Source organism: Gemmatimonadota bacterium (assembly GCA_041390105.1).
Lineage (GTDB): Bacteria > Gemmatimonadota > Gemmatimonadetes > Longimicrobiales > Gaopeijiaceae > JAGQIF01.
Map to the genome: position 1 here is coordinate 559693 of JAWKQO010000002.1, position 12807 is coordinate 572499.

Annotated in this window: 7 protein-coding genes; 2 read left to right on the forward strand and 5 right to left on the reverse strand. The window is 67.7% G+C overall.

Translation table 11 applies throughout. The features are described from left to right. Window positions 1-6 precede the first annotated feature (6 nt). On the reverse strand, window positions 7-2988 hold the full coding sequence (locus tag R3E10_11745) for a SusC/RagA family TonB-linked outer membrane protein (GenBank protein ID MEZ4416409.1): 2982 nt from the start codon (window positions 2986-2988) through the stop codon (window positions 7-9). Between the two features lie 275 nt (window positions 2989-3263). On the opposite strand from R3E10_11745, the gene R3E10_11750 reads away from it, so the two are divergent. After that, window positions 3264-5390 carry a DUF2961 domain-containing protein gene (locus tag R3E10_11750; protein ID MEZ4416410.1) on the forward strand — a complete coding sequence of 709 codons (2127 nt, stop codon included), beginning with the start codon at window positions 3264-3266 and terminating at the stop codon, window positions 5388-5390. Between the two features lie 80 nt (window positions 5391-5470). Here the strand turns inward: R3E10_11750 and R3E10_11755 are convergent, their stop codons facing one another. After that, window positions 5471-7105 (reverse strand): amidohydrolase family protein, encoded by a 1635-nt coding sequence (locus tag R3E10_11755; GenBank protein MEZ4416411.1) that lies wholly within the window; start codon window positions 7103-7105, stop codon window positions 5471-5473. Window positions 7106-7182: 77 nt separating this feature from the next. Here R3E10_11755 and R3E10_11760 point away from each other — a divergent pair, with 77 nt between their 5' ends. After that, window positions 7183-7668, forward strand: coding sequence for a cupin domain-containing protein (locus tag R3E10_11760; protein MEZ4416412.1), 486 nt, complete (start codon window positions 7183-7185; stop codon window positions 7666-7668). A gap of 234 nt (window positions 7669-7902) precedes the next feature. Here the strand turns inward: R3E10_11760 and R3E10_11765 are convergent, their stop codons facing one another. The 3 genes from R3E10_11765 to R3E10_11775 form a co-directional block, all read right to left on the reverse strand. Then, complete coding sequence (locus R3E10_11765; protein ID MEZ4416413.1) at window positions 7903-9525, reverse strand: sodium-dependent transporter; 1623 nt, start codon at window positions 9523-9525, stop codon at window positions 7903-7905. Window positions 9526-9667: 142 nt separating this feature from the next. Beyond that, window positions 9668-12409, reverse strand: coding sequence for an ADOP family duplicated permease (locus R3E10_11770; GenBank protein MEZ4416414.1), 2742 nt, complete (start codon window positions 12407-12409; stop codon window positions 9668-9670). Further along, complete coding sequence (locus R3E10_11775; protein ID MEZ4416415.1) at window positions 12406-12750, reverse strand: PadR family transcriptional regulator; 345 nt, start codon at window positions 12748-12750, stop codon at window positions 12406-12408. The genes R3E10_11770 and R3E10_11775 overlap by 4 nt, the downstream gene beginning before the upstream one ends. Window positions 12751-12807: the final 57 nt, after the last annotated feature.

Below are 12807 nucleotides of genomic sequence, written 5' to 3' on the forward strand. Positions count from 1 at the left end.
CATGGCCTAGAACCTCGTCCTGAAGGAGAACAAGAACTTGCGTGGCTGTGGGAGCCCCAGGAACGGGCTGGTGCTGAAGTTCGCACCGCCCTGGTACTGCTGGTTGGGGTCGGGGCAATTGCAGTGGTCCCACCACCACAGGTTGTAGCCGGCCAGCGTGATGGAGGAGTTCTGCAGGCCGATGCCTCCCGTGAGCCACTCCGGAAGCTGGTAGGACAGCGCCACTTCCTGGAGGCGGATGTGATCACGCGAATCCGCCGGCGTCACCAGTCGCATGTAGTCCAGCACCGAGTCGGCCGCCGGCGTGGGATCGCCGTTGGCATCGAGGTGCTTGTTGTACTCGTCGTACGCGTACTGGCGCACGCCGTAGGAACGGTCGCTGTTGGCCATGACCGCACCCCACTCACCCCGGAACTGCACGTTCAGGCGCAGGGCCTGGCTGAGCTGGAAGTCGTTGTTCCAGGAGGCCAGGTGGTCCGGGAAAAGCTGACCAAGGTACGGACTATAGGTAGACCGAATGTGCGTCCGGCTCGCCGCGTCCCAGCCTACGATCATCCGGTTCACGAAGGTGCCGACCGGATAGCCGACCCGGAAGGTCTGGTTGTTGGACGACAGGCTCTTGTGGTAGTCCCAACGAATGACGTTGTCGCCGCCGTTGGGGTCGTAGACCGGCAACGAGTCGGGCAAGGCGGTCTCGCCCAGGTCCAGGATCTCGTTGTGGCTCCACTCGTAGTTGATCCCGCTGCTCCACCGGAAGCTGCTGCCATCGATGATGGTGGAATTGATGGCCAGCTCCACGCCGCGGTTCAGGATCTTGCCGACATTGCGCAACTGAGCGTCCGAGAAGCCCAAGCTCGGCGGCAAGCCGATCTCGAGCAGCGCGTTGTCGGTGGTGGCGTTGTAGAACGTGGCGTCGATGCCCACCCGGTTGTCGAACAGACCCAGGTCGAAGCCGAGCTCCCACTCGGTCTTGTTCTCAGGCTCGAGGTCGGCGTTGCCGGGGTTGAGTGGTGCCACCCCCGCCTGGTCGTCCAACACCGTGTTGGGCGCGTAGGTCTGGAACTGATCGAAGGCGCCCGGCGCCTTCCCGGCCGTGCCCAGCGCCGCGCGGAGCTTAGCGCTGCTGAGGAAGTCAGGCAGCACGTTCTCGGGCATGTTGTAGGCCAGGTCCGCCTTCGGGTAGACCTGGAAGCCGTAGTTCTCACCGAAGGCGCTGTTTCCGTCCATGCGCACGGCGGCGGTCAGGAACAGGTTGCCCAGATCGAAGCGGTTCTGCACGAACCCGCCGATGTTGATCTCCTCGTTGAAGAGCTCACCACCGAAGGTGCGGGCCGCACCGCCGACCGTGGTGACACCGGACCCGGCGTAGTCTTTCCCCGTGGCCATCGACTCGGAAGCCACGTCCCAGTAGCCCTGTCCACCGAAGGCGAAGCTGCCGGAGAACCAGGGCAACTCGTAGTTCAGGTTGCCCAGGTAGTCGGCGGTGAACTTGCGACCGTTGCGGTAGCCGATGTTCCGCTCGCCGTTGGTGCCGATGTACGTGTAGTGCCGGCCGAAGGGCAGGATGCGTGTCTTCTGGTCGGTGAGCGCGTCCAGCCCGATGGTCGCCTTGTGCGTGAAGTTCTGGCTGGGCGTGTAGCTCATCGACACCGCCCCCGTCCAACGGTCCGCGTCGGAGTAGGTGGTGATGGCCTTCGAATCCTCGACGCTCACGTCGAGACCGCCGCCGTAGGGCTCGTCCACGCTGGCGTTGCGCGGGTTGCTGAGCAGGGCGTTGGTGTAGATGCCCAGCCAGTTGTTGCCCGACTGCAGCGAGAAGATCTTGTTGCGCACGTACCCGGACGTGACGCCGACGGTGAAGTTGTCGCCGACCGTCCAGTTCAGGTTCACGCGCAGATTGCCGCGCTTCTGGTCGTTGGGCTTGACCGAGCCCTCTTCGTAGCCGAAACCACCGGCAACGAAATAGGTGATGTTCTCACCGCCGCCGTCGACCGTCAGGTCGTAGCTGTTGATCAGGCCGTTCTCGATGAGCGTCTTGTTCGGGTCCCAGGCTTCAAAGCCGTCCACGCCGCGGATGGGGAGCTCGCTCCTCAGGTGCGTCGGGAAGTTCTCCCGGTGCCGGTTGAAGCCCAGCGTCGAGGTGAGGCTGAAGTTGGCCGGGCTGTTGGCACGGCCTCGCTTGGTGAAGATCTGGATCACGCCACCGGAGGCCTCGGAGCCGTAGAGCGTCGCCGCCGCCGGGCCCTTGATCACCTCGATGCGATCGATCTCGTCCGGATTCAGATCGGAGAGGCGATCCTCTCCGGCGCCGCCCGAGAACGCGCAGCAGGTGGTGCTGGACGAGCCCATGTCGCTACCCCACTCGCCGCCGCTGGCGTCCACGCGGACACCGTCGATGTAGACGACGGGACGCTGCCCCAGCGAGAAGCTGTCGGTCCCGCGGATGCGGAGCTCGCGGGTGGTTCCCACGCCGCCCACGGTGCCGATGGAGCGAAGGCCGGGAATGCGTCCTTCCAGCGTCTGTCCCAGCCCGCTGATGGGTTGCACGTCCGTGATCTTGGAGACGTCGACCGACGCCAGGGACACGCCGATCTTGCGGCGTTCCACCGCACCGGCGGTCCCGGTCACGACGATCTCGTCCAGCGCGACCGCCGAGACATCGAGGCGGAAGTCCGCCACTGCGGTCCCGCCGCTGCTGACGGTAATCTGCTGGCTCTGCGTGGCGTAGCCGACGTAGACCACCGTGACGGTGTAGGTGCCTGCCGGCACCCGGGTGACGAGGAACCGGCCGCTGGCGTTGCTGAGCGTGCCCAGCGAGGTCCCTTCCAGGGTGATTTGTGCTCCGTTGACGGGCTGGTTGGTGGTGGCGGCCATCACGGTTCCGGTGACGTTACCGGTCTGTGCGGCGACGGCTGCCGGCATCGCGATGCCGATCAGAGCCGCCAGCGCCACCGTCCAGCCGGAGCGGCTGACTTGGTGTTGCGACATACGTAGGTCTCCCTTGCTGGGGTCGAAGCTGCCTCTTCCTCCCCTTCCAGCGCCGCGTGCGATTGGGGGACGCGACGTAAGGCTATTCCACTGTCTATAGGGGCCCACGAGGGCAGAAGCAAGCAACACGGCGGTCGGGCGCTGGACCCGCCTCCGGCGGGCCCCCGTCCCCCGCCGATTGCCGCCCCACCCCCCACCCCTCAGCTTGCCGGATCTCCGGATCGCCCAGATCTGCTCCGGAGGTGGCATCCCCCGTCCCCGAAGAGGAGCCGCCCGTGCCCACGCGCCGCCTTTCGACTGCTGGTGTCCTTCTGGCCCTGACGGCGTGTACCGCCGAGCCGCCGGCTCTGGGTTTGGGCGTCATCGACCCGGTGGCCTTTACCCAGCTCCGCGACTTCGAGGCCTACCGCTCCTCCTCCACCAACCCCGATTCGACCAGCAACGACGACAGCGCCCGACCGATCCCCGGCGAGACGGAGGTGCTGGCCGACCTGGAAGGGCCCGGGATCGTCAATCACATCTGGCTGACCGTGGCGGGCAACGAGTACGGGTGGCCGCGGCTCCTGCGCCTGCGCGTCTACTACGACGGCAGTGACATCCCCAGCGTGGATGCACCGGTGGGGGACTTCTTCGGCGTCGGCCACGGGATGGAGCGGTCGCTCAACTCGCTGGTGATCCGCAACTCCTCCAGCGGACGGTCGCGCAACACGTACTGGCCCATGCCCTTCAAGCGATCGATCCGGATCACCATCACCAACGAGGGCACCCGGCGGCTCTACAACCTCTACTATCACGTGGACTGGCAGAAGTACGACCGCCTCCCGGCCAACACGGCCTACTTCCACGCGCGCTACCGCCAGGCCCTGCCCCCGCCCCAGGGGGACTGGTACGACTTCTTGAACGTGCGGGGTCGCGGGTTCTATGTGGGGACCGTGCTCTCTGCCGTGCAGGTGGCTCCCGGGTGGTTTGGCGAGGGAGACGACCTGTTCTACGTGGACGGCGACCCGGTGCCCGTGATGATGGGCACGGGCACCGAAGACTATGCCAACGACGCCTGGAGCTTCCGGGTGGGTGACGGCCCCTACGCGGGCGTCACGGTGGCGGACGGAACCGAGACGGGCGCCCGACTCACGGCCTACCGCTGGCACCTGAACGATCCCATTCCCTTCCGCACGTCGCTGCGGGCGGCCATCGAGCACGGCGGCTGGACCTTCAACGAGGACGGCAGCGTGCGCAGCGCCTTCGAGGAGCGACCCGACCTGTTCAGCTCGGTGGCGTTCTGGTACCAGGACGGCATCGCCTCCGACCAGCCCGAGCCCCCCTACGGCGCCGCGCGGCTGCCCCAGGGGAACGCCTACCAGATCGAGATCGAGCGCTCCATCGGTGAGTCGCGTGCGTCCGGGGGCAGTCTGGAGGTCCAGCCGGAGGTGTTCTGGGGGAAGGACCTGCTCTTCTTGAACGCGCGCGGACCGGGGGCCCGCCTGGACGTGCCGCTGGATGTGCCGGAAGACGGCCGCTACGAGCTGATCGCCCAGACCGCCCAGGCCCCGGACTACGGGATCTACCGGGTGGAGATCGACGGACGCGTGGCGGGGGTCTCCGGGCAGCTCGAACACGAGCCCGGCGCCAACGTCGGTTCAGGCTTCAACCTGGACGGATACTTCACGGAGGTGTTCGTGGGCGAGGACCGTGTCCTGGCCTGGCCCACGCTCACGGCGGGGCGCCACACGGTGAGCTTCATCAATGTGGGCAAGAACGCCCTGTCGACGGGCTACAACCTCGGTCTGGACGGGCTCGTGCTGGCCCGCGTGGCCAATACGCCCGGGGCGGCCACCCAGGACTCGGCGTCGGCGGCCGATCCCGTGGACCGGCTCCGACGTCTGGGCAACCGAGGCGGGGGTGCGGCGGCGGAGATGGAGTCGGTGCGAGCGGGGCTCGAAGACGGAGACGTGGAGATGCGCCGCGCGGCGGCCTGGGTGCTGACGCAGATGGGGGAGCGCGCGGCGCCGGCAACGGGTGATCTGGGAGGGGCGTTGGAGGATCCCGATGCGATCGTGCGCGGCCTGGTCGCGATTGCGCTGCGCCACGTTCCCGAGGTGGACGACGCGGTGGGTGCCGGGCTGCTCGCCCACCTGCGAGACCCCGACGAGAACGTCCGCATGGTGGTGGCCAACGCCATCGCGGCCCACCCCTCCGTCGCCCGCCGCGGGATGGACGCGCTCATCGCCGCCGCAGGGGCACCCGGCGAACACCGGCACGTGTTGAGGAGCGTGGCCACGGCGCTGGGGGCGATCGGGCCGGAGGCGGAGCCCGCACTACCGGTCCTGAGGCAGCTGGCGGCCGAACCGTTGATCCGCTGGCAGGCGGAGGCGGCGATCCGGAGGATCCAGGGTCAGCCCTAACCGGTCGCTGAAGGAGGGAGGCACCCCGCGCGCCACGGCCCAGCGGTGACTGCCGTGGCCGCGCGCGCGGGACGCGCCGCCTATGGGCGCCGGCGCTGCAGCGGCGCGTACCAGCCGTCCTGGGGAGCGGTCCAGCCCTGTTTGGACTCCGCGACCATGCGCAGCACCTCATCGATGAGCACCGCGTTGTCGAACACAACCCCGTCCTTGATCGTCCAGCGCACGCCGCCCCGACGCACCGGGGTTCCATCGGCATCCAGGGTCAAGGCTCCGAAGGCATAGAGGGTGCGGAGGTTCTCCAGCGGATTGCCATCGACGACGATCAGGTCCGCTGTGTAGCCGGTTTGCACGAAGCCAAGATCCGGCCGCTTGAGCGTGCGTGCGGCCGTGTAGGTGGCGGCGCGGATGACCTCGAGCGGCTCGAGACCGGCCTGCTGCATCAGCTCGAGCTCCCGGACGTTGCCCAGACCCGTGGTGTTCCAGAGGTAGGGATCGTCCACACCGTATGCGAGACGCCCCCCGCGGTCGTTGAACGCGCGGATCAGGTCCGACCATTTGCGGAAGGTGTCGGACCAGGCCTGCTCGTCCTTGGACGTCCAGTCCCAGTGGTGCGCGGCGTGGAATCGTGCATCCGGTCCGTACCATTCGATGAGCTGGCGGTGGGTGTAGAGCTCGTGCCAGGGGAGGCCCACGGCCCGGTTGAAGTCGCGGTTGACCTCGTAGGTGCTCATGGTGGGGACCAGTGCCACGCCGCTGGCGACCAATCGGTCCACCACCTCGCCGAGCAGCGCGGAATCGTCCGCCTGCTGCCAGACGACTCCGGCCTGTCGGAAGCGATGCGACTCGTCGTTGTAGTTGTAGTCGTCGGGGAAGGCGGGCAAGGCGCCCTCGCCGAGGCTGGCCTCCGCGTACCCGTAGTGATGCTCGATCATGGTGACCCCGAGCTCCGCGGCCCGCACCGCGTTCACAGCGGCCAGGTCGGAGGGAGGCAGGTGCACGGTGGTGATGCCCCCTGCGGCATCGACCGCGCGGCACACGGCGGAGAACAACTCAGGGTTCCAAGCCAGGCTGCCTACCCGCACCACGTGCGCGCGCCCGGGACCCACGACCTGCTGCACCAGCTCGTCCACCCGGTCGGGCTCGTGCCACGGTGCGATCTCGGAGGCGGGAGGAGCATGACCCGGATCGCGGCTGCGTGCGGGCCCCCAGTCCGCGATCGGAAACATGCGCGGAGCGGTGATCCGGTTCTCGTCGGAGAGCCGCTGTTGCTCCAGCGCTGCCTGCCACCCGCGATCGGCGCCGTTGACCATCGTGGTCACCCCATGCGCCAGCTTCAGGTTGTAGATGTACTGAAGCGGCAGGCCTTCCTCACGGATGTGCGTGTGCAGGTCGATCAGGCCCGGCATCACCGTCATGCCGGTCGCGTCGATGACCCGGTCCGCTCCATGCGTACCCGCAGTGGCCGGCCGGCCCGTGATGCCGTTGTAGGAGATGATCTGCCGGATCGTCCCCTGCTCGATGATGATGTCGGCGGGGCCATAGGCGGGCCCGCCGTGTCCGGGAATGACCATGGCATTGAGGATGGCCAGCCGCGTATAAGGGCCCTGGCGGGCCTCATCCGACGCAGTCTGTGCGGAGATCGCAGCGGTTCCCAGTAGCAAGCCCGTGATGAGCAGGGAAAGCGAGCGAGCGGAACGGCGGTACGATGCTGTCATTCTGGGGTCCTTGCCTTGGACGTTTCCCGGCACCCATGCTGGGCGGCCTGCAGGGCTACTGGTACAGGAGACACGACATGGAGCGCACGAGCAAGCGGGGTGGGGTGGGGGTCGCGGTTGCCTTGGGGTGGGCTCTCGTCGTGGCCTGCCCACTGCACGGCCAGCAGACGGACGGCTACGCCCGTTCCAGCGCCGGCACTCGCCAGCTGTCCTTTCCCAACGGCACCACCATCAAGCTGCTGTTGGAGGCGGCGAACCTCGGTAGCGACGAGATCGAGGTGGGCGAGATCACCTTCGCACCGGGCAGCAATCCGACCAGCGGGCATCGCCATGGAGCCATGGAGATGTTCTACGTCGTCGAAGGCGTGTTGGGGCACGTCGTGAACGGTGAGGAACACCGTCTGGAGCCCGGCATGGTGGGCGTGGTCAAGCCCGGTGACAGCGTTGCGCATCGCGTGCTTTCGGAGGGCCCGGTCAAGGCCGTGGTGATCTGGGTGCCGGGTGGGGAAGCGGATCGCATCGCGCCACCGGAGCGTTGGACTCGCATCGGAGGCGACACCTGACCGACCCGCCGTCGCTCCCCCGACTTCGGGTGGGGGGATGCGACCGAACGTGCGTGAACGAAGAAGCCCCCGGATGCTCGCGCGTCCGGGGGCTCGCTTCTTTCCTCGTGCAGGACCGCTAGTCCTTGCCCTTGGACGGGTCCGGACCGGTGAGGATGGTGTAGTAGCACCAGATCGCCAGGCCCCAGACGAAGCTCAGCGAGACGACCAGTAGCACCCAACCGCCTGCAGTCATCAGTGGCCTCCTCGGGATGCGTGCGAAAGCGAGATGTCCTCGGCGCCGTCCAGGTCCATCCCCATCTCCTTCCAGCGTCGCTCACCGATGCGCACGAACCAGAACAGCAGCAACAGCACGGCGGCGATCAGCAACAGCGCGCCTTGTGCCAGCGGCTGCTCTGCGATCTGTGCGATGGAAGCGGGAAGGTTGGCGATGCAGAATGCCACCAGGACGATCAACAGATAGAGCGGCGCCACCCACTTCATGATGAAGCGGAATACCGTCGGAATCTGGATCTGGGCGCCGTGATGGATCTCCTCCCACCCGCGATCGATGCCGAAGATCCAGGAGAAGCAGATGATCTCGACCATCGCCAACACCAGGATCAGGAACGTTCCGACCCAGAAGTCGATGGTGTTCCAGAACACGCCGCCTTCGGTGTAGTAGATGACCAGGAACGACGACACCAGGCAGATCAGCACCGTATAGAGCACCGAGCGCTGCCGTGCGACACCGAGTGCTTCCTGGATGAAAGCGGCGGCTGGCTGGTACATCGAGATGGAGCTGGTCACCGCGGCCAGGAACAGCATGAAGAACCAGATGGCCCCGATGAACGGTCCGGCCGCACCCATCTGGGCAAAGACCACCGGCAGCGTCTGGAAGCCCAGGCCGAAGGTCCCGGTGGCGACGGCAGCGACGGTGCCCGAGAGCCCGAGGAAGACGAACGAAGCGGTCAACGTGATCAGGCCGCCGAAGCCCACCTCGAACAGCTCATTGGTGGCCGCGGCCGTGAGCCCCGAGAGTGCCACGTCCTGCTTGGAGCGGATGTAGGACGCGTAGTTGATGATGATTCCGAAGCCCACCGAGATGCTGAAGAAGATCTGACCGGCTGCGGCCAACCAGGTCTGGGGGTTGGCCAGGGCCGCGAAATCGGGGTTCCACATATACCCCAGCCCGTTCATCACACTCTGTTCCGGCAGGGCCGGGTCCGGCGTGCCCAGCGTCAGCACGCGGATGAGCACGATGAACGCACAGACTGCCATGAGCGGCATGGCGAAGGAGACGAACTTCTCGATCCCCTTGGAGATGCCCCGCACGATCAGATAGATGTTGGCCGCGAAGGTGATCACCCAGAAGACCACGGTGGGCGGCCCACCCGCGCCGAACATCACGCCGTTTCCGTCCGTGCCGGTGAAGGCGTGGTAGAAGGCAGTCGAGGCGGCGGTTTGATCGGTGATGCTCGTGGTGGGATCGATGCCGAAGGAGCCGGTGAGGTAGGCCCAGAAGTAGCCCAAGCACCAGGCGGCGATGAACGTGTAGTAGAACGACACGGCCAGGGGGATCAGCACCCCCAGCACCCCGGCGTAGCGGGCCGCTCGGCCCTTGCCGATCACGCCCATGATGGCCGGCGCGGAGTGGAAGCCCTTCATGCCGCCGTAGCGCCCCATGGCCCACTCGGCCCAGCAGATCGGAATGCCGAGCAGGATGAGGGCCGCGAAATAGGGGATGAGGAAGGCTCCACCCCCGTTGGCTGCCGCCTGACCGGGGAACCGGAGGAAGTTCCCCAGTCCCACGGCCGATCCCGACACGGCCAGGATCACCCCGAGTCGGGATCCCCATTGCTCCGTCTTTTCGGTCATCCACCACCCCCGTCGCGCGTTGAGTCCGACACGGTCGGCCCCAGGCCCGGGAGGCGGTGGGGTCCGCGTTTGGCGGTGTGACTATTCGGTCGGACCCGCCGGCGGGTCAAGTTGGGGGCGGATCGGTGGTGAGGGGGCCGGCTCAGCTTTCTCTCAGCACCTCCGCCGGATCCACCGTCGTGGCGTTGCGGGCCGGGAGCCAGCAAGCGACCAGGGAGGCCAGCAGAAGCACGCCTCCGGTCGTGGCGAGCACGAGCGGATCGGCGGGACGCACACCGAACAGGAAGGCACGCAGCACTCGGTGGGCGGGCAGCGTGGCCACGAAGCCGCACAGGAGGCCACCGGCCGCGATGGTGAGGCCCCCCCGGAAGACCAGTCGGACCACGGTGGCGCGACTCGCTCCCAGCGCGACACGAACCCCTAGCTCCTGGCGCCGCTCCCCGACCGCATGGGCCAGAGCTCCGTAGAGACCCAGGGCGGCCAGCAGCGTGGCGACGACCGCGAAGCCGCCGATGATCACGGCGTGGAAGCGGGGCGCGATGCGCGTCGCGGCCATGCGGTCGTCCATCGTCTGGATCGGGTTCGGGGGGAGCACCGGATTGAAGCGGCGGGCCGCCTCGCGCAGCCCGGTCCGGACCACCTCCGGGGCAGCGTCGCTGCGCACAAGCGCCTCCATGAACGTCCACTCCGATTGTCGGTGTGGAACGTAGAGCGCGGGCAGGGCTCCCTCGTCCGTGCGTGCCTGGACGATGTTCGCGACGACGCCGACGATGTGCGCGGTGACGTCCTGGTCACCGTCCACGAGTCGGATCGGGGTCCCGAGCGCGACCCGACCTCCGAGCTGGGTCTGCACGAACGCGTCGTTGACGACCGCCACTCGCGCAGCGTCGGGTCCGTCGCCGTCGGTGAACACCCTTCCCTCCAATACCTCGGTGCGGAGCGTCGCGAAATATCCGGGCGTGACCGCATACCCGGCGATGCCTTCGCGCTGCGTGTCCTCAGCATCTCCCGGAAGCAGCACCCTGGGGGCCCAGGACGGCGTTCGAAACGGCGGATCGGTGACACCGGCCACCGCGGTGATGCTCGGGACACCCGCCAGCTCAGCGAGCAGGCGGTCCCAATCCTGCCAAGGCTCCAGCTCGGGAGCGCCGGGGCGCTTCAACGGAACTCTCAGCGTGGTCAAGCCTTCGGCGTCGAAGCCCGGATCGGTGCTGTGCAGGTGCACCAGCGATGCGAACAGGAGGGAGGCGCTGGACACCAACACCATGGCTACGGCCATCTGACTGCCGACCAGCAGGGAGCGCAGCCGAGCGGCGCCTTTGGGTCTGCCACGCGCGTGCAGAACGCCCGCCCGGAACGGCAGGCGTGCGGTCAGGCGGGCGGCGGGAAGGACGCCGGCGACGAGTCCTGCTCCCACCGACGTCAACAGCGCGATGGCGAGCACCCTGCCGTCGACGCCGATCTCATGCAGTCGGGGAATGGAGGGCGGCGCGTACCGCACGAACACGGCGACCCCCGCGTAGGCGGAAGCGACGCCGAGTGCTCCTCCCAGCAGAGCGAGCAACCCTGCCTCACCGACCAAGAGGCGCATCAGTTGAGCACGCCCGGAACCGAGAGCCATCCGGATATCCAGCTCGCGCATACGCTCGAGCGCGCGAGCGAGCAGCAGCGTGGCGGCGTTGAGCGAGGAGAGCGCCAGGAGCAGAGCGGCAGCGCCCAGGAAAAGGCGCAGGATAGACGCAGAACGTCCCACCGTCTGTCCGAGCAGCGTATTGACGCCGATGCCCAGGTGGGAGCCGTCGGGATACACGTTGCTTGCGGGGAACTCCTGCGCCAGGGCCGCGGCCACGGCGCGCGCTTCCGCGCGCGCGGCCGGCACGTTGGCTCCCGTGCGGAGCCGCCCGATCACCACCAGGGTTCGGCGCCCCCGCTCTGCGTAGCGTGGGTGGTCCCGTCGCAGAGGAAGCCAGAACTGGGGCGCCTCGTTGAAGAACGTCTCGGGTGGCTGGAACCCCTCGGGGAGCACGCCGACGACGGTAAGCGCGCCACCGAAGCGATCGAGTGTCCTTCCCAGGATGCCGGGGTCAGCGCCGAAGCGCTGCTGCCACGCTGCATGCGAGAGCAGCACCACATTCTGGACCGCGCTGGACTCCTCTTCGGGGAGGAACGTACGGCCCAGGGCAGGGCGCACACCCAGGATGGTGAAGAACTCCGATCCGACCTCCGCGGCGCTCACCAGCTCGGGACCGTCTCCCTGGTCCGGGATCAGCACGCTGGTGCGCTCGATCGCGGCCAGCCGCTCCAGCGTGTGCGAGCGTTCCTGGAAGTCATCGAGATTGGCCAGCGACATTCCCGCGAGATGCTGAAGCTGTTCGCTCTCGTCCTCCCACTCCCGTCCCGGAAAGGTGGCTCCCAGCGCCACCAGCCTCCCCGGCTCTTCGTAGTCCAGGGGGCGGAAGAGCACGCCGTCCACTACCGAGTAGATCGTGGTCGTGGCCCCGATCCCCACACCCAGCGTGAGCGCGACGCCCAGGGCCAAGCGCGGCCGCCGGAACAGGCCGCGTGCAGTGATCATCGCTTCCTGTCGCCAGCCCCCCATCCTCCACCTCCTCGTCGTCAACCCACCCCTCCTGGAATCGCGCTGCGCCGTCCGAGCCCGGGCAGCTCGCCAACGGACACGCACATGGGCGGGTCGCCACCATGCCCAGAGGGCACCGATGATCTGCCGGCGCAGACGCCGTCGGACGACGCTCACGGGCAGGCCCCGCTCGAGGTCGTCCTGGTATCGCTCGAGCACGTCTCCGATCAGGGCTTCATTCCCCGCTCCGCGCAGGGCCTGCTGCAGGAGCCACAGCGCGACGCGGGGCGGCTGGGAGTCGCTCACGCCGATTCGCCCGCCGCGAGGGCGTCGAGCTTCGGAAGCAGCCCCTGCGCCATGTCACGCAGCGTGCGGGTGCTGCGCTGAAGCTCGCGGGCGCCCTCAGGCTCGATGCGGTAGAGCCGGGTGCGGCGCCCGCCTCGGCGCGGAGTGGGTGCGCCTTCGCGGGCAGTCACAAAGCCTCGGGTGGTCAGGCGCTCGAGCGCGGTGTAGATGGCCCCGGCCGAGATCGCACGCCCGGTGCGGTCCTCGATCGTGCGCCCGATGGCCGCGCCGTAGGCCTCTTCTTCCAGATCCACGATGGCGAGGAGAATCAACACCTCCAGCTCCCCGAGGGACCGTCCCATCGTTCACCTCCCTATATACACTCCACTGTAGTGTATATTACGGGGCACCGCCCCCGG

What these genes read in the sequence shown, in the direction of transcription:
- R3E10_11760 (MEZ4416412.1), top strand. Translation starts at nt 7,183, where the DNA reads ATGGAGCGCACGAGCAAGCGGGGTGGGGTGGGGGTCGCGGTTGCCTTG.
- R3E10_11745 (MEZ4416409.1), bottom strand. Translation starts at nt 2,988, where the DNA reads ATGTCGCAACACCAAGTCAGCCGCTCCGGCTGGACGGTGGCGCTGGCG.
- R3E10_11755 (MEZ4416411.1), bottom strand. Translation starts at nt 7,105, where the DNA reads ATGACAGCATCGTACCGCCGTTCCGCTCGCTCGCTTTCCCTGCTCATC.
- R3E10_11765 (MEZ4416413.1), bottom strand. Translation starts at nt 9,525, where the DNA reads ATGACCGAAAAGACGGAGCAATGGGGATCCCGACTCGGGGTGATCCTG.
- R3E10_11775 (MEZ4416415.1), bottom strand. Translation starts at nt 12,750, where the DNA reads ATGGGACGGTCCCTCGGGGAGCTGGAGGTGTTGATTCTCCTCGCCATC.